Genomic DNA, 20,786 nt, shown 5'->3' with positions numbered 1-20,786 from the left:
GATTGAACAGTATGAAAGCGACAGGAATTGTACGCCGTATTGACGACTTAGGACGTGTGGTGGTTCCGAAAGAAATAAGACGCACATTGCGAATACGTGAAGGTGACCCGCTTGAGATTTTCGTTGATCGTGATGGAGAAGTGATTTTGAAGAAGTATTCGCCGATTAATGAATTAAGTGAATTTGCTCAGGAGTATGCTCATGCCTTATTTGATGCAACGGGCTATAAAGTTTTAGTGTCAGATCGGGATGAGTATATAGCAGTCGCTGGCGCGTCGAAAAAAACGTATTTAAAACAACCGATTGGCCAAGCAATCGAAAAAGCGATGGAGAAACGTGAAGCGGTTGTGGAGCGCCAAGAATATTCAGTGGATTTGATCCAAGGACAAGATGAAACGTTACCGTCGTATATTATCCAACCGATTGTATCAAACGGCGACCCGGTTGGTAGTATTATCATGTTCGCTGAGCATGGATCATTATCGGATATTGAAATTAAAGTGTGTGAAACGGCGAGTAACTTTTTAGCAAGACAAATGGAATAGTCGTCATTATCTGTCCGGCTGTCTTATGTTTTTATGCTATAATGGACATGGATTATATCGTAAAAGAGGTTTTCTATGGCGCGGGCGGATGAATGGATTAAAGGGACAGTCTTGTTAACGATCGCAGGACTTGTAGGCAAAATATTAGGCATGGTTTACCGGATTCCACTGCAAAATTTAGCGGGTGATGAAGGGCTGTATATTTATCAGCAAATATACCCGTTTGTATCACTAGCTTTGTTATTATCTATATATAGTTTCCCAAGTGCGGTATCTCATGTCTTAACACACCAAACGTCACAAAACGCCCAGATACGTTGTAAAAACGCATCTGCGGTGTTTTATTTATTAGGGGGCGTTGGGCTTTTTTTGAGTGTTAGCTTATTTGTATTAGCCCCATGGGTTGTTCAGCTCATGGGCGATGCGGATTTGTTAAATGCGGTAAGAATGAGCAGTTTGTTATTTCTACTCATTCCCGTAACGTCGTTTTATCGTGGATGGTTTCAAACGCATAATCATTCTAATATGGTGGCGTTGTCACAAGTGATCGAACAAGTTGTAAGGGTGTTATTGATTATTGTGGCAACCGTTGTGATAACTCAAACGGCTTTATCACCATATGCGTTAGGGTATGCCGCGAGTATAGCAACGATAGTGGGAACGGTGGCAGCGATTGGTGTTTTAATAGTGGTAGAGAGACGGCAACATCGTGACTCCATCTATTGGCAATCGACCGTTCGCCCTTCGCGTCCACTCGTTAAATCATTGTTTGTTGGTATCGTGATTTACGGCATGACACATGTCTTGCATTTAATGATTCAAATGGTTGATGTGTTAACGATGGTTCAGAGTTTACAGCAATTTGGTTACCTGTTTGAAGAAGCGAAAGTAATGAAAGGGGTTTATGATCGCGGTAATCCGTTGATTCAATTAGGGTTAGTGTTTGGATCAGCTTTAGCGTTTGCGGTCGTCCCAGCCCTTCAATCAGATGATAGGACATCTTCTGCCGGAGATGAGCAGCTAGCGGTTAAAGTGACATGGCTATTGTCTTTAAGTGCATCAATTGGACTAATCGTCATTATGCCATGGTTGAATCCGTTGTTTTATCAATCAATGGACGGAACGAGTGCGATTCGCTGGATGATGTTCCTCGTGTTTTTCTTATCGGTGATGATGACGATCTCAGTCATCTTACAACGCTACGGTTTACGTTTGCAGCAATTATGGTTGTTAGCGCTATTAATCGTGTTGAAGGTTATATTGAATCAATGGCTCATCCCGTCTTTCGGAATAGAAGGGGCTAGTCTAGCTTCTGTTGTTGCGAGTGTGATCGTCCTGGCGCTATTTTTAGTGATATTACAGAAGCAATGGGATGGTTGTGGTTTATATCCATTCATAATGCGTGCAACGACGACTGTTTTGATAATGGGAATTGTTGTGTATAGTTTGTCGTTTAGTTTGCGATCTTTTGGATTATTACAAGAGGAGAACCGTTTTGTATTGAGTGTCGTTGTCCTTGTACTGTGTAGCGTAGGTGTTCTCACAATGGCGATGACGATCCGCTATGTCAGGTTATTTACAACAGAGGAAAAACATCGATTTCATCATATCCCTTATGTCGGTCGATGGTTTCAAGATTAATAGAAAGAAGGGAAGTATATGGGGCAGATACATATTATCGGATTAGGGGCAGGGTCTATAGATCAATTGCCCTTAGGAGTTTATCGTAAGTTGCAACAAGCAGACAATGTTTATACTCGTACCCTTGATCACCCTGTGATTGCGTCATTGCAATCAGAAGGGGTATCGTTTACGAGTTATGATCATATCTACGAATCGAATGATGACTTTGAAACGGTTTACGACACGATAGCGCACGACTTAATTAGTCGAGCTCAAAACGATACAATTATTTATACCGTGCCAGGCCACCCTATGGTTGCTGAGCAGACGGTACGGTTGTTATTGCAAGCAGAAAGTGACTCACTAGAGGTCACGATTGACGGTGGCCAAAGTTTTATCGATCCGCTATTATCAGCGGTGCAAGTGGACCCGATTGATGGGTTCCAGTTGCTTGATGGAACAGCATTAGACCGCGATACGATTGAATATGAACACCATCTGTTTATTAGCCAAGTGTTTGATTCGTTTACAGCATCAGATGTGAAGTTAACACTTATGGAAGATTTACCGCATGACTATCCGATTACGATTGTTCATGCGGCGGGTAGTGACGAAGCGTGGCAACAAACCGTTCCGTTGCATGAATTAGACCATGATTTCCCGGTTAGTAATTTAATCACGTTATACGTGCCAGCACAAAGCCGAGATCAGTTGCATCATACGTTTAAAGCATTACGAGAAGTCATTGCCCGTTTGCGCGGCCCAGGCGGTTGTCCGTGGGATCAGAAGCAGACACATGAATCGTTAAGGCCTTACTTAATCGAAGAAGCGTACGAAGTGATTGAGGCGATTGATCAAGAGGATGATGATCATGTCGCTGAAGAACTCGGCGATGTGTTACTCCAAGTGATGCTCCACAGTCAAATCGGTGAAGATAACGGCTTTTTCACCGTCGATGATGTCATTCGACATATTACGGATAAAATGATCGAACGTCATCCACACGTCTTTGGTGACGATGAAGTGGACTCTGCAGATGCTGTAAAACAAAATTGGGATGAGATTAAACAAAAAGGTCGACCGAAGCAAGAATCGGTGTTAGACGATTTGAATGAAGCTCTACCACGCTTGTTATTCGCAAAAGAGATCCAGAAAAAAGTCGCCAAAGTCGGTTTTGATTGGCAAGATGAAGAGCCTGTTTGGGCCAAAGTTTTGGAAGAGATAGAGGAATTTAAGCAAGCAGTGGCGAATCAGTCAGTAGATGAAGCGGAATTAGAGTTCGGGGATGTGCTCTTTTCGTTAGTGAATTTAGGTCGGTTCTATCGAATTGACCCAGAAGTAGCGTTAAATCGGACGAGCAATAAATTTATGGACCGTTTTCAAACGGTTGAGTCACTCGTTAAACAAGATGGTTACGAACTAACCGAATTGACGTTAGAAGAACTCGATTCGTATTGGAAGCAAGTCAAAGACAAAAGGTAATGAGGTGAAACAATGCGTTTAGATAAATTTTTGAAACTATCACGATTAATTAAACGGCGAACAGTCGCAAAAGATGTGGCGAATCAAGGTCGTATTGAAATCAACGGTCAACCCGCCAAAGCATCTTCAGACTTAAATGTTGGTGATGAGATTATGATTCAGTACGGTCATAAAACGTTAACGATTCAAGTTGAGTCATTACAAGAACATGTCAAAAAAGATGAAACAGCTCGATTGTATTCAGTTATTCGTGAAGAAAAAAATGAATCAAACGGTTAAATCAGGCATGATTACTATTCACGAGTCATAGGATGGACTAGTGAATAGGAGGGGTAGACATGCCATATGATAAACCATTATATTCAATGGAACGTGAAGAGAAGCGGGAACACACACTGACATTGACCGATCGGAAACAACTACAATTAACCGGTGTGTTAGATGTTGATAGTTTTGATACGGAAGAGTTTCTACTCAAGACGACGTTAGGCTATTTGATGGTCCGAGGTCATAATTTGCATATGAAGAACTTAAATGTCGACGATGGTTCGTTGACGATCCAGGGCAAAATCCATGCGTTTGATTACATTGATGAGTCTAAACAATCGCCAGGGAAAGGGTTTTTCGGTAAGTTACTGAAATGACGTTAACTACACAATTTACTGCGATGATGTCGCTTGCATTGCTCGGAACCGCTGTTGCCGCCGTAATAGATGTTTATCATCAAAGCCTTCGCCCTCAAAAAAGTGCTCATCGCTATATTACGGATAGTTTAATATTCGTCATCAACGGGGTATTGGTGTATTACGTGATATTTCAAATTAACGGCGGCTCATTACGTTTTTATTTTGTTCTCGCATTTCTACTAGGTATTTCGACATACTTCGCGCTTATTCAATCATGGTTTTGGCGTTTGCTCACAACAATTTTGAATATTTTGTCGATTGTTTTCCGAACGATTGAACGCATAATTTATTATGTCATTGTATGGCCTATTAAGTGGCTGTTCGTTGTCATGCTCGGTTTTGTCACATTTTGGCTCAACGTATTATGGCGTCTTCTGGTCGGTATCTTACGATTGGTTCAAGTAATTGTGTCACCTTTTGTGCCAAGAATAGTAAAAATGTACCTTCACTTTTTTTGGAAATATTGCGATAATAGATTAAAAACGGTGTGGTCATTAATTCGGATTCACAAAAAGAAAAGGAGGCGACAAAGCTATGTTCAAGAGAAAGAAGTCGATGGAGAACGTTGAAAAATTAAATTCGACTTACGTGAGAGAACAAGAAGCTTACCTAGCTCGTAAAAAGCGTGAAAAAAAGCTTCTAAAACGGCGTATGATTGCTTTTGCCGTCCTTTTCTTAATTGTCGTCGGTACGTTGTCAGGTTATTATATGAAACAACAAGCGATACATAACGAGAAACAAGCTGAATATGAACAGTTATCTGAAGAGTTAAAAGCGGCACAACAAAATCAAGACCGCTTAGAGCGTGAAGTCGAACTGTTGAATGATACCGAGTATTTATTACAAATTGCTCGCAAAGATTATTTCTTCTCACGCGAGGGGGAAATTATTTTTAAGTTGCCTGAAGACAGTGAAGATGGTGAGCCTTCTTATTGACACTTTTAATCAAGCTTATATATAATAATATGGAATAGATTTTTTGATTACTTTAAGGAGGAGCATTTTCTTTATGTCAGTTGAAGTAGGCAGCAAGTTGCACGGTAAAGTGACCCGTATTACAAATTTTGGAGCTTTTGTCGAGCTTCCGGATGGGTCAACTGGCTTAGTCCACATTAGTGAGGTAGCAAATCAGTTCGTTAAGGATATTAACGAGCACTTATCTGTCGGTGATGAAGTTAAAGTCAAAGTATTAAATGTAGAAGACAACGGAAAGATTGGCTTATCGATCAAAAAGGCAGATGAGCAGTTTGAACGCGAAGAACAAAAGAAACGCGCGGAAAACTTTGAATCAAAAATGAACCAGTTTTTGAAGGATAGTGAAGATAAGATGTCCTCACTTAAGAAGCATACGGAATCTCGTCGTGGTGGACGTGGTGCTAGGTGAGGGTAGTCTTGCTGTCTATTTGAAGTATTAAATATATAGCGTTCGACACTTGATGACTACAACAGTGTAAGATCTGTTGTAGTTTTTTTATGTCGTTAATAATGGCACTACCAGGGTTGGAAAGCTTTCGTGTGATTGAGGCAAGAGAAGAGAAAGGGGTTTAACATGCCTGTTTGTCAAAACTGTGGGATAAAATGGACGTGGAAACAAACGGTTAGAAGATTGTTGAGATTAAGATGCCCATACTGCGAGAAAAAGTAATATGAGTCTGCCTCCTCTAGGTTGAGAAATGGAATAATAACTTATTTACCATTATTAGTGATAGTACCAGTTAGTCACCTATTCGATTTTTCCGTCGTTACAGTTATTATCATAGGGGTTGTTATGATGTTGGTGATATTTAGTATTTACCCTTTTATGTTGAATTTGTCCAGTGAAGAGGAACCTTTTTGGTAACAAAAAGTAATGAAAATGAAGTTATAAAGTTGCTTATTTAATCAGGTTGTGCAGGTGTAGTGTTTCACTTATGCGCTGTGGGGTGAAAACACGGTAACAGCGATGACCCGAAAACTTACTCTTAATGGTGCCGCTACCTTCAACTAATAGGGTATAGCTAATACAAAAAACCCGACATTGTTTTAAAACAATGTCGGGTTTCGTCTGTAGTGACCCGTACGGGATTCGAACCCGTGTTACCGCCGTGAAAGGGCGGTGTCTTAACCACTTGACCAACGGGCCTTGATAAAAAAAGAGTGGCGGCGGAGGGGATCGAACCCCCGACCTCACGGGTATGAACCGTACGCTCTCGCCAGCTGAGCTACACCGCCATATTTATGTGCCGTCTGTTGAGCACAAAGATTATAGTACACCACGATGATTTATGTGTCAACACGAATTTCATTTTTTCTTGTTGAATTTTTAGTCGTGCCCATTTTCATTGTCATAAAAAGAGGGTCGCACGTCGGAGTAAGACTGATTTCGTGATATTCGCCAATGTTTAGTCGAAGAAAAAAGGTTTGTCTCTTCGTGATTTTGACAAAGTTTTAGGCATAAACGTGTTTCAATCATCATATAAGGGGTGGTGATTGAAGTGGGTTTATTATCCGAACGATTAACGGCCGTAGCACCAACAGATGACCATAACCAGTCATTATGGTTCAAACGGTTACTGAACGGTTTACATCGACTGATGGTGACGTACGGCTTGTTGTGGTACATTGCTGGATTATTACTAGGGCGAGCGATGATTTTATCGATGATTTCACCGTTTGCGATCGCATTTTTAGCTGCAACGGTCATGACGAAGCGCTCGTTTGCTCCACTGACATTTTTGTGTATGATGTTAGGCGCCTTAACGATAAGTTTTGAACATGCTTTTTTTATTAGTTTGAGTGGTTTACTTATGTTACTAATCGACCACCACTGGGTGCGACACCGTGCGAAACGTTTGAAATGGCTAGCGATGATGACAGGCGTTAGTGTTGTCGTGACACGTTTAGCAATACAAGCATTCGAGGGCGTATTCTCATTGTATGATGGCGCCATGTTTGTTTTAGAAGGCATTTTAGCTGGATTTTTAGTGATGGTATTCATGCAGTCATATCCATTTTTAAAGTTACAACCGCCACGGGTGAAATATAAAGTGGAAGAAATGATTTGTTTAATGATTTTAGTCACCGCTGTTTTAACGGGGATGGTCGGGTTAACGATCGGTGGACTAGCGATTGAACAAATGATGGCGATGTATGTTGTCTTATTGTCGGCTTTGATTGCAGGCGCCACGGTCGGATCGGCGATTGGTGTCATGGTTGGACTCATGCTCAGTCTTGCGAGTGCGATTCAGTTATATCAAATTAGTTTGTTAGCATTGATTGGTTTATTATCCGGTTTATTAAAAAATGTGAATCGCTATGTAATGACGTTAGGGGCTGTGGTAGCAGCTGTATTAATCGGTTTATACAATATCGAAGCCATGTCATTACAGCAATTGTTGATGCAAACGGCTGTTGCGATAGGTGTATTTATTGTGACGCCACCATCTTTGTCAAAGCAAGTGGCTAAATTTATCCCAGGGACAGAAGAAGCTCAAGCTGAAAATGAACAGTATTTACAAAAAGTCCGCGATGCAACGGCTCATCGGGTTGAACGTTTTTCGGAAATGTTTGAGGCGTTATCGCATAGTTTTGCTTCGATTGATGCTGAATCAACGACGTTTGATAAGGCGCAAGATGTCGATGAATATTTAAGTCGGGTGACGGAGAAAACGTGTCAGACGTGTTTAAAAAAGCACACGTGTTGGGTGAATCAATTTGACAGGACATATCCGGTGTTAAAACAAATGATGATGGCGATAGAGGAACGCGATTCGTCGCAGTTAAATTTTCAAATGGGTAAATTACGCAACTTTTGTGTGAAAAGTGATCAAGTCGTCGACCAAATGCGGTATGAATTTTCGTTTTATAAGGCAAATAAGCGACTGAAACAACAAGTGAAAGAAAGTCGGCAGTTCGTATCAGAACAACTCAACGGCGTTTCTGAAGTGATGAATAATTTTGCGCAAGAAATGGTTAAGGAGCGCGAAGATTTCGTGTGGCATGAGCAAATGATTCGTCGTATGTTGTATGACAATCGCTTTGTACTCGAGCATTTAGAATTGTTTTCGATTGAAAAAGGAAACGTCGATTTGGAAATGACAGTTTATTTCAACGATTATCACGGAGAAGCTGACAAAATTATTGACCCGTTATTGTCGGATTTATTGGATGAGACGGTTGTCGTTGAAGCCGAACATGCTTCGTCTACTACACACGGTGACCGGACGTTTCAGTTTAGTTCGGTGAAAAATTACCAACTACAATCGGGCGTGGCACATGCGGCGAAACAAGGTAATTTATTGTCTGGTGATACGTACATGATGCTTGAGTTAGGCAAGAGCCGTTTCGTATTAGCAATAAGTGATGGCATGGGGAATGGTGAACGGGCTTACTTGGAGAGTTCTGAGACGTTGAAATTGTTGAAACAAATTTTGCAGTCGGGGATTAATGAGCAAGTTGCCCTTCAATCAATTAATTCGATTTTGTCGTTAAGAACGTCGGATGAAATTTATGCGACGCTCGATTTGGCGGTGATCGATTTACAAGAACCGCACGTTAACTTCTTAAAAATCGGGGCGATGATGAGCTTTATTAAACGCGGACATGGTGTCTATCCTATTGAGTCAGGTAATTTGCCGATTGGTATTTTAGATGAATTCGAAGTGGACCCTGTATACGAACAGTTAAAAGACGGCGATCTACTTGTGATGGTGAGCGACGGTATTTTGGAGGCGGCAGCATCAAATGAGAATCGTGAAATTTGGTTGAAGCGGAAAATTCGTGAGCTTGAAACGGAAGATCCGCAAGCTGTAGCTGATTTAATCTTAGAAGAAACGATTCGCAGTCACCGCGGTGCGATCGTCGATGACATGACGGTGTTAGTGACCAAAGTCGAAAAAAGTCGACCGAAATGGGCGTCATTCCCGTCTGTTGCCACAGTATAATCAGGTATATTTTACTGCTTCCTCGTCAACAATGGTGATAAATTGATGAGGAGGCGTTTCGACGTGGAAAAAGGAACGATTAAACAAGTGTTACTCATTACCGATGGATGTTCGAATCAAGGGGAAGACCCAGTCGATGTGAGTCGTCATATTGCAAAGTCTGGCTTATCAGTGAATGTGATTGGCGTCTTAGACGATGACCAAACAGAAGATCCGCTAGGCTTGCAAGAAGTGAATGACATAGCCGAAGCGGGTGGCGGCATTAGTCGTATTGTCTATGCAGAAGATTTGTCTGAAACGATGCAAATGGTGACGCAACAAGCGATGACGCAGACGATCCAAGGGTTTGTTCATCAAGAATTGCAACAAATATTAGGAGACGGACAAAGTGAAGATGCTTTACCACCTGAGACGCGCGGGGAAGTACAAGAAGTGATGGAAGACTTAAGTGAAACGTGTGACATGCAAGTGCTTGTGTTAGTCGATACGAGTGCGAGTATGCAAACGAAAATGCATGCTGTGAAAGAGGCGTTAGACGATTTAATGATTAGTTTAGATGCGCGAGAAGGTGAGTTTGAGTATACAGTCTATCAATATCCAACGCGCAAAGATGTGGTTAAAATGTTGCTTGATTGGACGAATGATGGAAAACGAATTGCTAAAGTATTTCCGAAGTTTGCCGTTGGTGGTATTACGCCGACTGGTGCTGCCTTGCGTGAAGCGGCAAAATCATTCCATGTCTCGAATCAAGAAAATGTGATGAGAGGAGCGGCATACGATGTCGTCGATTCATCCTACCGTTCGTCTAGCTAAAGGTATAACTGTAACAGGTTTGTGGCATAAGCGCCGGTATCAGGTTGAGCGATTGCTCGGAGAAGGGGCGCGCGGGTCAACGTATTTAGTCAAAGCGTCGAATAAACGGCTTGCGATGAAAGTGAGTCGCGATCCAACCGTCATTTCAGCTGAAGCCAACATATTAAAGAAGTTACAACAGGCCCAAGGTGTTTCGCTTGGGCCTTCTTTAGTCGATGTCGATGATGGGTATATGAATCGCGAGAAACATAGTTTTTATGTTATGGAATACGTACAAGGAAAACCGATGACATCGCTTGTCTCACGTATGCAGGTGATGGATTACGGCAAACTCATGTCACAACTATTAGCTGATTTACACGTGTTACACAAACGAGGGTATGTTTTTGGCGATTTAAAGCTTGATAATATGATATTTGATAGTGCTTGGAAGCGAATCCGATTAGTTGATGTCGGTGGTGTGACGCCGATTGGTCGTGGCATTAGGGAATATACGTCGGTTTATGATCGTGGGTATTGGCGGATGGGAAGTCGTAAAGCTGATGTCGCTTATGATTTGTTTGCACTTGGGGTATGTTTTGCGAAAGTGGATTCGAGTTTGACCATGCAACGGCAAGGTGATCATCGTTCGTTACCGAGGTTGATTGCACGTAGTAAGCGGTTGAAGCCATTTCACTCTGTTATTCATAAAGCAGTATCGGGTCAGTACCGAGACGCGTTAGCGATGAAGCGTGATATTGATCGTGTCGTCCTACCAGCACGACAATCGACATCCGTTTCGTCAAGGTTCCAATCTCAATCGTACGTCAATGTCGATAAACGTGATGTAATGACGTTAGGGTCAATGGTGGCGATTAATGCATGGTTTGTGTATTGGTTGATGTAGTGTGGTCGCTGTTAATTAAGTCGCAGTTTGGTATAATAGGGTGGTAATGTGATGATGCGAAGAGGCGGCTTGAATTATGGAAGAACGTGTAAAACAATTTATTCAAAACAATCAACTCATCGAACGCGGGGATGATTTATATTTAGCAGTATCGGGTGGTGTGGATTCTATGGCGATGCTGCATTTTTTTCATGCTATGCAAACGGAGTGGGATTTGTCATTAACGGTGCTAACGGTGGATCACCAATTGCGTGGTGAAGAGTCGGCGTGTGATGTAGCTTTTGTTCATGAGCAAGCAGAAGCGCTTGATATTCCGTGTCGCGTCCTCCGTGTTGAGACGGAAGACTATCAGCGTAAGCATCAGGTTGGCGTGCAAGAAGCAGCGAGAGTGTTGCGGTACGAGGCATTTCGCCATGAAGTGAGTTCTAATGGGAAACTAGTGTTAGCCCATCACGGGGATGACCAAGTGGAAACAATGTTTATGCGATTGACGAAAGGGGTTGTGCCGACGGGGATGGATTCTGACCGGCATATTGGATCGATGCAGATTATTCGTCCATTTTTATCAGTGACGAAACAAATGATTGTACAATACGCAGAAGCCTGTGCACTCGTTTATCGTGAAGACCCGTCTAACGAGAGTGATCGCTATACTCGCAACCGATTCCGTCACCAATTATTACCGTTTGTTCAAGCAGAAAACCCGAGCATACATAATAGCGCCATGAATTTACATCAAGAGCTTAGAGAAGATCAACAATTGCTTGATACGTGGGCAGAACGTCAAATGGCAGAGATAGGCCAATTTTGTGAACAAAGGGTGACCTTTTCAATTAATTCGTTTAACGCTTTGCCACAACCTTTACAAAGGCGTGGCTTTCATCTAATATTAAACTATCTTAGTGTATATAATCAGTCATATCGCAACGATTTCGAGGCGTTTAAAACATGGTTGAACAGTCATCATGCGAACAGTCAATGGACGCCACGACAAGGTTTTACGGCGATCAAATCGTATGATACGTGTACGATAACGTGTGAATCGTTACCACAGGGTGATTATACGTTTGAGCTAGACGTCGGAAGTTGGGTGTCATTACCGAACGGGTGGATTTTAAGTGCAGAAGCGGTGCAAAGCAATCAGTTATTTAATTATGAAGGTGACCGCTCTGTGATACTTGGACCAGCCGCTGACCTGCCTCAGCCATTGGTGGTTAGAACGCGTCAACGTGGTGACCGCATTCGCCCTCAAGGATTAAATGGTCATAAAAAAGTGAAAGATATATTTATTGACCATAAGGTTCCAACAGTTGAACGAGATACGTGGCCAGTCGTCACAGATAAGCATGGTCGACTGTTGTGGATTCCGTTTTTATGTCGAAGTGATTGGGCTGATGTAACGCATACGAATCTAATCAAACTGTCAATTGATGTTAATAAATATTAGGGGGATTAATCGTGCATAACGAAATTAAAGAAGTGTTGATTTCGGAAGAAGAGATTCAAGCTAAAGCGAAAGAATTAGGCGAACAAATTACACGTGACTTCGATGGGAAATTCCCTTTAGCGATTGGTGTCTTAAAAGGTGCGATGCCTTTTATGAACGATTTGCTAAAACGTGTTGAAACACATGTTGAGATCGATTTTATGGACGTATCTAGTTACGGTGGCGGTATGGAGTCATCAGGAGAGGTTCGTATTGTGAAAGACTTAGATACGCAAGTGAATGGTCGTGATTTGTTAATCATTGAAGATATTATTGATAGTGGTTTAACGTTAAGCTATCTAGTTGACTTATTTAAATATCGTCAAGCGAACTCCATTACGATCGTGACATTACTTGATAAACCATCTGGTCGCAAAGGTAATATTTTTGCAGACATTATTGGATTCGAAGTGCCAGATGCGTTCGTCGTTGGTTATGGACTAGACTTCCAAGAACGTTATCGTAACTTGCCATACATCGGCGTTTTAAAAGAAGAGATTTATTCGTAGTTATCATTTGAGTAAGGTAAAACGATTATGATAACATAAGTTTAGTTTTGCACTAAAATAATGGATAATTGTAGCATATCAATGATGAGTGGCTAGCCAACGGGTTAGTGAACAACTCAGTTTGCACATAGTTTAGGAGGAGGTTAGTGATGAATCGGGTGTTCCGAAATACCATATTTTACTTGATCATCTTTTTAGTTGTCATCGGAATTATCGGAATGTTGAACAATCCGAGTCCGGAAACGGAACAACTCAATTATAGCGACTTTCAAGAGGCCTTGAATAACGGTCAAATTGAAGAGCTAAACTTACAATATACGAACTTTGCGTATGATGTAACAGGTGAATATCAACCAAGCGGATCTGGAGAGGCTGAATCATTCCGCGCTGAAATTCCAGCAACTGATGAAATCGTTAATAATGTTGTGGAAACAGCTAGAGATCAAGGATTAGTCGATGTACAAGCGGCTGAAGAGCCAAGTGCTTGGGCACGATTTTTTACAACGCTTATCCCGTTTCTAATCATCTTTATTCTGTTCTTCTTCTTACTTAGCCAGATGCAAGGCGGCGGTGGCCGTATGATGAACTTCGGCAAGAGTAAGGCGAAGATGTACACAGAAGATAAGAAACAAACGAAATTCAATGAAGTAGCGGGTGCAGATGAAGAGAAACAAGAGTTAGTCGAGGTCGTGGACTTCTTAAAAGATCCGCGTAAATTCGCAGAACTCGGTGCACGTATTCCGAAAGGCGTGTTACTTGTTGGCCCACCTGGTACTGGTAAGACGTTACTTGCGAAAGCGGTAGCTGGTGAAGCGGGCGTACCGTTCTTCTCAATCAGTGGTTCTGACTTCGTTGAAATGTTCGTCGGTGTCGGTGCATCACGTGTTCGTGATTTATTCGAAAATGCGAAGAAAAACGCACCATGTATTATCTTTATTGACGAAATTGACGCAGTCGGACGTCAGCGTGGCGCTGGTGTCGGCGGTGGACACGATGAACGTGAACAAACCTTAAACCAATTACTCGTCGAAATGGACGGCTTTGGTGTTAATGAAGGTATTATTATGATGGCGGCAACAAACCGTCCAGATATTTTAGACCCAGCGTTATTACGTCCTGGTCGTTTTGACCGTCAAATTCCGGTTAACACACCTGACGTGAAGGGTCGTCAAGAAGTCTTAAAAGTACACGCACGTAATAAGCCATTAGGCGAATCGGTGGATGTTAAGGCGATTGCGCTAAGAACACCTGGCTTCTCAGGTGCCGACTTAGAAAACTTATTAAACGAAGCAGCACTCGTTGCCGCTCGTGCTAGTGCGAATAAGATTGAAATGGAACACGTTGACGAAGCAATTGACCGTGTTATTGCAGGTCCTGCTAAGAAGAGCCGTGTCATTTCTGAGAAAGAGAAAAATATCGTCGCTTATCACGAAAGTGGTCACACGGTTATCGGTATGGTGCTTGATGAAGCCGATATGGTTCACAAAGTCACGATTGTCCCACGTGGTCAAGCTGGTGGTTATGCAGTAATGCTTCCGAAAGAAGACCGTTATTTCCAAACGAAACCAGAATTGCTTGATAAGATCACCGGTCTATTAGGTGGTCGTGTCGCTGAGGAAATCATTTTTGGTGAAGCAAGTACTGGCGCGCACAATGACTTCCAACGCACAACGAGTATTGCCCGTAAGATGGTAACCGAATTCGGTATGAGTGAGAAACTCGGACCGTTGCAGTTTGGTAGTTCAGGCGGACAAGTCTTCTTAGGTAAAGACATCCAGAATGAACCGAATTACAGTGATCAAATCGCTTATGTCATTGATCAAGAAGTACAAGCGATCGTGAATGCTTGTTATGAACGTGCACACCAAATCTTATCCGAGCATAAAGAGCAATTAGAAGTGATTGCCCAAACGTTACTCGAAGTCGAAACGCTTGATGCTCGTCAAATTAAAGGATTGTTTGAAAACGGTGAGTTACCTGAACCGCTTGAGGAAGATGAAGAGGATCAGGCTCATGCAGATGATTCAGAATCTGATGCTGAACAAACAGAAACATCTGACGATCAAGATGTTCAAGTTAATATTCAGTCTCAAGACGATGAATCAACAGACGAAACAACTGATGACACATCATCGAATGAAACAGACGATGATGACCGTCGCAAAGAATAACGCAACATAAAAGGCCTATCCCCGATTGATTCGGGGTAGGTCTTTGTTATGTTTCAAGGGGTCAGACATACGTCTTTTTTGAGTTCGTTTCACGACAAATAATGACGGTTTGTGATATGATTTACGTTGAATGAAATGTGAAAAGATTGTAATAGACAAAAGATCAAGAAATGGTGTGACGATATGATTTTTGTGTTAGATGTCGGGAATACGAATACCGTGATGGGCGTGTTTGATGAAGGTCAGTTGACGTACCAATGGCGCATTGCAACCGATCGCCACAAAACAGAAGACGAGTATGCGATGCAAGTAAAAGCATTGTTGCAACATCATAACCTTCGCTTTGATGATTTTCATGCAGCGATTATTTCGTCTGTTGTGCCTCCGATTATGTTTGCTTTGGAAAAAATGTGCGAACGTTATTTTCTCTTAAAACCGATGATTGTCGGTCGTGACAACGTGGACACGTATTTAAAAATGGAATATCCCAATCCGAAAGAGATCGGAGCTGACCGTGTCGTCAACGCTGTCGGAGCCATTAAAACGTACGGTGCTCCAGCTATTATTATTGATTTTGGAACGGCGACGACGTATTGTTACGTCAATGAGAACGGCGCCTATGTTGGCGGGGCGATTGCGCCAGGCATTAATATTTCAACAGAAGCGTTATATGCTAAAGCCGCGAAGTTACCGCGAATTGAAATTGGCAGGCCGCAACAAGTTGTCGGTCAGTCGACAGTTGAAGCGATGCAGTCAGGGATATACTATGGTTATGTCGGGCAAGTGGATGCTGTTGTGAGTCAATTCAAATCACAAGCCAATGAAACACCCACCGTCATTGCGACAGGTGGTTTAGCTAAATTAATCGGCAAGGGTTCAGAAACGATTGATTATGTAGATACAGAATTAACATTGAACGGATTATATGAGATTTATCGACGAAATGAGGAAGGTGACAACGAATGAGCGATTATTTAGTAAAAGCGACCGCATTTGACGGTCAAGTGCGTGCGTTTGCGATAGATTCGACGCAATTTGTGAATGAGGCGTGCCGACGCCATGATACATGGGCAACAACATCAGCTGCACTAGGTCGTACGATGACGATCACAGCGATGATGGGTTCAATGCTAAAAGGTGATGATAAGTTAACGGTAAAAGTCGAAGGTGACGGGCCGATCGGGGCTATCGTTGCTGACGGTAATGCAAAAGGCGAAATTAGAGGATATGTGCAAAACCCTCACGTTGATTTTGATTCGAATGAACAAGGTAAACTAGATGTTCGTCGTGCAGTCGGTACAGATGGCACGATCAGTGTCGCAAAAGATATTGGTCTAAAAAACAATTTCACAGGGCAAGTGCCGATCGTGTCAGGTGAGATTAGTGAAGATTTCACGTATTATTTCGTTACGTCAGAACAAGTTCCATCAGCTGTTGGGGCAGGTGTGTTAGTTGACACAGATTACTCTATTTTAGCTTCGGGTGGTTTTATTGTTCAAATGATGCCTGGTGCGACAGAAGAGACGATTTCAACCGTTGAAGACCGTGTGAATCAAATGACGGCTATTTCAACACAAATTCAAGATGGCAAAACGCCTGAAGATATTTTGAAAGGATTCTTTGAAGGAGAGGAATGGCATGTCATCGACCGTCAAGATGTCGTGTTTAGTTGCACGTGCTCCAAGGAACGAACGGAAAACGCGATTGCTTCTCTAGGAAATGAAGAAATAGATGCGATGATCGAAGAAGATGGTGGCGCAGAGGCGACATGTCATTTCTGTAATGAAGTGTATCATTTAAGCGTCGAGGATCTACGAGAACTGAAAAGCTAATGGTTTAACGTTGTGAAAGGGGAAACATCATGCGTCATAAGAATGCTGTGGTTGATACTCTTCGATTACATGAAGAGACTGCGATTATGGGAATATTGAATGTGACACCTGATTCATTTTCTGATGGAGGTCAGTTTGATCGGTTGAACGACGCCGTGCAACAAGCGAAGCAAATGGAGTCAGATGGGGCTAAAATCATCGATGTCGGCGGCGAATCAACCCGCCCGGGACATACCCCTGTGACGGTTCAAGAGGAAATTGACCGTGTTGAACCAGTGATTAAAGCGCTGTCGGATACGATTAATAGTCCAATTTCGATTGATACGTTCAAAGCGGACACGGCTCAAGCTGCTGCTCGTGCAGGGGCAACGATGATAAACGATGTCTGGGGTGCCAAATATGACCCGGAAATCGCTGCGGTTGCTCATGAATTTGATATACCGATTGTATTGATGCACAATCAAACGCAACCCGTGTACGATGATATGGTCGATGATATGAAAGCGTCTTTGGTTGAATCGATTAATATCGTCAAACAGTACGGTGTATCGGATGATCAAATTATTTTAGACCCAGGTGTTGGATTCGGCAAAACGTTGCATCAAAATTTACTCGTCATGCGCAGATTACATGAATTCAAGGCTTTAGGCTATCCGGTTTTACTAGGGACATCGCGTAAATCGCTTATCGGTAAAACGTTAGACCTGCCAGTCGACGAACGGTTGGAAGGGACGATTGCCACGGTTTGTCAAGGTGTGAGTCAAGGTGTGGAGATTGTGCGTGTGCATGATGTTAAAGCGGTTTACCGAGCAACCAAAATGATGGATGCCATGTTAGGCAAAAGGTGGGATGTTAATGGATAAAGTGAAACTAAACGGTATGATGTTTTATGGCTATCACGGCTTATATCCTGAAGAAAATAAACTAGGTCAGCGCTTTACAGTTGATTTGGAATTGATGCTTGATTTATCTGAGGCAGGTCGTCGTGACCAGATGGGAGATAGCATTGATTATGGTCAAGCATATGAAGTAGCTCAGTCTGTCGTAGAAGGAAAAGCGTATAATCTAGTTGAAACGGTAGCCGAAACGCTCGCCGAGGAGATGTTTAAGTCGTTTTCAGTTTTACAGGCGATTAAAGTCACGGTCGATAAACCAGGCCCGCCTATTCCAGGATATTATCAATCTGTCGCTATAGAAATTGAACGGGAGCGCCCGCATGAGTTATCGTAGTTTTATCGCATTAGGATCCAATATTGAGCCGCGCGAGTCTTTTTTAGCTGAAGCGATCGAGATGTTGGCTAACGATCCGACTGTCGCTGTTAATGGAACGTCAAAGGTCTACCAAACAGCTCCTGTTGGCTATACGAACCAAGCCTCATTTTTGAATATGGTCGTAGAAGTGGAGACGACACGAACGCCAGAAGACCTATTGACGTTAACACAATCGATCGAGATGGATGTTGGTCGTGAGAAAACGTTTCGAAACGGGCCGCGTCAGATTGATTTAGATATCTTATGGTACGAAGGGACATATGTCGATACGGCAGAGCTTACGGTTCCGCACCCACGAATGACAGAACGGGCTTTTGTTTTAATTCCACTACATGACTTAGCGCCGTACATAAAGGTAAATGACCAACGAGTAGAAGAGTTAGTCAATCGACTTGATTATCATGAACGTGCTGGTGTAGAGTATTATGCAGAGCATGTGACCAAAATGGACAACCCTGATTATTAATACGATAGAGGTGAATAGTGTGTCAGAAGAAATGAATGATCAAATGCAGATGCGTCTTGAAAAGCTTAAAACATTACAAGAGTCAGGCATTAACCCATTCGGTGATAAGTTTGAACGGACGCATTTAGCGAAAGATTTAGAAGCAGCATACGATCAATACAGCAAAGAAGAATTAGAAGAAATGGAAGCTGAAACGACTGTCACGATAGCGGGACGCATTATGACGAAACGCGGGAAAGGTAAAGCTGGTTTCGCTCATATTCAAGACTTATCAGGACAAGTCCAAATTTACGTACGTCAAGACCGCATCGGCGATGAAGCGTACGAGGTGTTCCAATCAGCCGATTTAGGTGATATCGTCGGCGTTTCAGGTGTTATGTTCAAAACAAAAGTCGGCGAACTATCGGTTAAAGCCGATTCATTCGAATTCTTAACCAAATCACTCCGCCCGTTACCAGAGAAGTTTCATGGCTTAAAAGATGTGGAGCAACGTTATCGTCAACGTTATTTAGACTTAATCACAAACTTAGAAAGTCGCGATACATTTATTACGCGAAGTAAGATTTTGCAGTCTATGCGTCGTTATTTAGATGACCAAGGCTTTTTAGAAGTTGAAACACCAATGATGCACTCGATTCCAGGCGGTGCGTCAGCGCGACCGTTTGAAACGCACCATAACGCTTTGGATATACCACTTTTCATGCGTATTGCGATTGAGTTGCACTTGAAGCGCTTAATTGTTGGTGGGTTAGAGAAAGTGTATGAGATTGGACGCGTTTTCCGTAATGAAGGTGTTTCTACACGTCATAACCCAGAATTTACGATGATTGAATTGTATGAAGCGTATGCTGATTACTATGATATTATGGATTTAACGGAAACATTGATCGCTCATATTGCTCAAGACGTTTTAGGTACGACATCGATTACTTATGACGGCACATCTATTGACCTTTCGACTGGTTGGAAGAGATGGCATATGGTTGATGCGATTAAAGAGTATACGGGCGTTAACTTTTGGGAAGACATGTCAGATGACCATGCTCATGCTTTGGCGAAAGAACACGGTGTCGGTGTAGACCCGAATATGACGTTTGGCCATATCGTCAATGAATTCTTTGAACAAAAAGTAGAAGAACATTTGATGCAACCAACGTTTATTTACGGGCATCCAGTTGCTATTTCGCCACTTGCGAAGAAGAATGACGAAGACGGCCGCTTCACTGACCGCTTTGAATTATTCATTGTAGGCCGTGAACACGCAAATGCATTCTCGGAGTTGAATGACCCAATTGATCAACGTCAACGATTTGAAGCGCAAGTGAAAGAACGTGATGCTGGTAACGATGAAGCGCATCTAATGGACGAAGACTTCTTAGAGTCACTAGAATACGGTATGCCGCCAACAGGTGGTTTAGGTATCGGGATTGATCGTCTAGTGATGTTACTAACTGATTCGCCGTCGATTCGTGACGTCTTATTATTCCCGCAAATGCGTGATCGTTCATAATTGATATGAATTAAGAGATGACAAGGCTTGTTACACTAAATGAAGTGTGGCAAGTCTTTTTTATTGTCTTGATAATAAAAAGAGCAGTGCTAGAGAAAGCGTGTTTCATACATTAGATGGAGGCGGTGATTTGTCAGAATTAATTTACATTAAAAAACCTATTGCGTTACAAGAATAGCCGTGATAAATTATTAATTGTCGCATTGAGAGAGGCGCTCGCGACAATGGTTAGAGCGCTTTCGATGATCTAGCGATTTTAAAAAAGATATAAAAAGTAATTGACTTATTCGTCAAAACTTGATATATTTAAAAGGTCGCTTTTTGCGAATGAAATCGACTTAAACATTCGATTAAAAAGATTGATAAAAAGTTGTTGACTTTCTACTTTCAACTTGGTATATTAATCATTGTCGCTTTCGAACGCGGCACTCTATCGAACCTTGAAAACTAAACAAAATAGCCTGTCGTCAATTCGGTTTTCTTCTTATTTTTATGAAATGAGGAGAAAGCGGAGACGAAAAGAAACAATAAGCCAAATCAAACACTTTATGGAGAGTTTGATCCTGGCTCAGGACGAACGCTG

At 42.2% G+C, this 20,786-nt stretch carries 20 protein-coding genes and 2 tRNA genes; 20 read left to right on the top strand and 2 right to left on the bottom strand.

Annotation, left to right across the window (positions count from 1 at the left end; translation table 11 throughout):
• Positions 1-11: 11 nt before the first annotated feature.
• The 8 genes from spoVT (at position 12) to ABID56_RS09145 (ending at position 5,720) form a co-directional block, all read left to right on the top strand.
• The gene (gene spoVT, locus ABID56_RS09180) at positions 12-545 is read left to right on the top strand and encodes a stage V sporulation protein T (RefSeq protein ID WP_354220455.1); all 534 of its coding nucleotides are present in this window, start codon (positions 12-14) and stop codon (positions 543-545) included.
• 75 nt (positions 546-620) lie between these two features.
• Positions 621-2,186, top strand: coding sequence for a polysaccharide biosynthesis protein (locus tag ABID56_RS09175; RefSeq protein WP_354220452.1), 1,566 nt, complete (start codon positions 621-623; stop codon positions 2,184-2,186).
• A gap of 18 nt (positions 2,187-2,204) precedes the next feature.
• On the top strand, positions 2,205-3,650 hold the full coding sequence (gene yabN / locus ABID56_RS09170) for a bifunctional methyltransferase/pyrophosphohydrolase YabN (RefSeq protein ID WP_354220450.1): 1,446 nt from the start codon (positions 2,205-2,207) through the stop codon (positions 3,648-3,650).
• Positions 3,651-3,662: 12 nt separating this feature from the next.
• Entirely contained in the window at positions 3,663-3,929 is a 267-nt protein-coding gene (locus tag ABID56_RS09165) for an RNA-binding S4 domain-containing protein (RefSeq protein ID WP_354220448.1), read from the top strand.
• 59 nt (positions 3,930-3,988) lie between these two features.
• The gene (yabP, locus tag ABID56_RS09160) at positions 3,989-4,294 is read left to right on the top strand and encodes a sporulation protein YabP (protein ID WP_354220446.1); all 306 of its coding nucleotides are present in this window, start codon (positions 3,989-3,991) and stop codon (positions 4,292-4,294) included.
• Complete coding sequence (yabQ, locus tag ABID56_RS09155; protein WP_354220444.1) at positions 4,291-4,905, top strand: spore cortex biosynthesis protein YabQ; 615 nt, start codon at positions 4,291-4,293, stop codon at positions 4,903-4,905. Before yabP ends, yabQ begins: the two co-directional genes overlap by 4 nt.
• Entirely contained in the window at positions 4,871-5,272 is a 402-nt protein-coding gene (locus ABID56_RS09150; protein ID WP_354220442.1) for an FtsB family cell division protein, read from the top strand. Before yabQ ends, ABID56_RS09150 begins: the two co-directional genes overlap by 35 nt.
• 73 nt (positions 5,273-5,345) lie before the next feature.
• On the top strand, positions 5,346-5,720 hold the full coding sequence (locus ABID56_RS09145; protein WP_354220440.1) for a S1 domain-containing RNA-binding protein: 375 nt from the start codon (positions 5,346-5,348) through the stop codon (positions 5,718-5,720).
• Positions 5,721-6,386: 666 nt separating this feature from the next.
• On the opposite strand, the gene ABID56_RS09140 is transcribed toward ABID56_RS09145, so the two are convergent.
• Both ABID56_RS09140 and ABID56_RS09135 read right to left on the bottom strand, forming a co-directional pair.
• A tRNA-Glu gene (locus ABID56_RS09140) sits at positions 6,387-6,458 on the bottom strand.
• Between the two features lie 15 nt (positions 6,459-6,473).
• Positions 6,474-6,547, bottom strand: a tRNA-Met gene (locus ABID56_RS09135).
• Positions 6,548-6,810: 263 nt separating this feature from the next.
• Here ABID56_RS09135 and spoIIE point away from each other — a divergent pair.
• From spoIIE to lysS, 12 genes are all read left to right on the top strand, one after another.
• Positions 6,811-9,258: a stage II sporulation protein E gene (spoIIE, locus tag ABID56_RS09130; protein ID WP_354220438.1), complete on the top strand. Its 2,448-nt coding sequence runs from the start codon at positions 6,811-6,813 to the stop codon at positions 9,256-9,258.
• Between the two features lie 63 nt (positions 9,259-9,321).
• Positions 9,322-10,071 carry a vWA domain-containing protein gene (locus ABID56_RS09125; RefSeq protein ID WP_354220436.1) on the top strand — a complete coding sequence of 250 codons (750 nt, stop codon included), beginning with the start codon at positions 9,322-9,324 and terminating at the stop codon, positions 10,069-10,071.
• Entirely contained in the window at positions 10,037-10,957 is a 921-nt protein-coding gene (prkT, locus tag ABID56_RS09120) for a serine/threonine protein kinase PrkT (RefSeq protein ID WP_354220434.1), read from the top strand. The genes ABID56_RS09125 and prkT overlap by 35 nt, the downstream gene beginning before the upstream one ends.
• A gap of 76 nt (positions 10,958-11,033) precedes the next feature.
• A complete protein-coding gene (tilS, locus tag ABID56_RS09115; RefSeq protein ID WP_354220432.1) occupies positions 11,034-12,404 on the top strand; it encodes a tRNA lysidine(34) synthetase TilS in 1,371 nt (456 codons plus the stop codon).
• A gap of 11 nt (positions 12,405-12,415) precedes the next feature.
• Positions 12,416-12,952 (top strand): hypoxanthine phosphoribosyltransferase, encoded by a 537-nt coding sequence (gene hpt / locus ABID56_RS09110; protein ID WP_354220430.1) that lies wholly within the window; start codon positions 12,416-12,418, stop codon positions 12,950-12,952.
• 149 nt (positions 12,953-13,101) lie between these two features.
• Positions 13,102-15,123, top strand: a complete 2,022-nt coding sequence (ftsH, locus tag ABID56_RS09105) for an ATP-dependent zinc metalloprotease FtsH (RefSeq protein WP_354220428.1) — start codon at positions 13,102-13,104, stop codon at positions 15,121-15,123.
• 183 nt (positions 15,124-15,306) lie between these two features.
• Positions 15,307-16,089, top strand: coding sequence for a type III pantothenate kinase (locus ABID56_RS09100; RefSeq protein ID WP_354220426.1), 783 nt, complete (start codon positions 15,307-15,309; stop codon positions 16,087-16,089).
• Positions 16,086-16,955, top strand: a complete 870-nt coding sequence (gene hslO, locus ABID56_RS09095; RefSeq protein WP_354220424.1) for an Hsp33 family molecular chaperone HslO — start codon at positions 16,086-16,088, stop codon at positions 16,953-16,955. The genes ABID56_RS09100 and hslO overlap by 4 nt, the downstream gene beginning before the upstream one ends.
• 29 nt (positions 16,956-16,984) lie before the next feature.
• Positions 16,985-17,818: a dihydropteroate synthase gene (gene folP, locus ABID56_RS09090; RefSeq protein WP_354220422.1), complete on the top strand. Its 834-nt coding sequence runs from the start codon at positions 16,985-16,987 to the stop codon at positions 17,816-17,818.
• Positions 17,811-18,185, top strand: coding sequence for a dihydroneopterin aldolase (folB, locus tag ABID56_RS09085; RefSeq protein ID WP_354220420.1), 375 nt, complete (start codon positions 17,811-17,813; stop codon positions 18,183-18,185). The genes folP and folB overlap by 8 nt, the downstream gene beginning before the upstream one ends.
• The gene (gene folK, locus ABID56_RS09080) at positions 18,172-18,693 is read left to right on the top strand and encodes a 2-amino-4-hydroxy-6-hydroxymethyldihydropteridine diphosphokinase (RefSeq protein ID WP_354220418.1); all 522 of its coding nucleotides are present in this window, start codon (positions 18,172-18,174) and stop codon (positions 18,691-18,693) included. The genes folB and folK overlap by 14 nt, the downstream gene beginning before the upstream one ends.
• A 19-nt stretch (positions 18,694-18,712) precedes the next feature.
• A complete protein-coding gene (lysS, locus tag ABID56_RS09075; RefSeq protein ID WP_354220416.1) occupies positions 18,713-20,203 on the top strand; it encodes a lysine--tRNA ligase in 1,491 nt (496 codons plus the stop codon).
• Positions 20,204-20,786: the final 583 nt, after the last annotated feature.

This window comes from Alkalibacillus flavidus (assembly GCF_040545925.1).
Lineage (GTDB): Bacteria > Bacillota > Bacilli > Bacillales > Alkalibacillaceae > Alkalibacillus > Alkalibacillus flavidus.
Note: the sequence above shows the minus strand (reverse complement) of the source record. Positions and strands in the feature narration are given on the sequence as shown.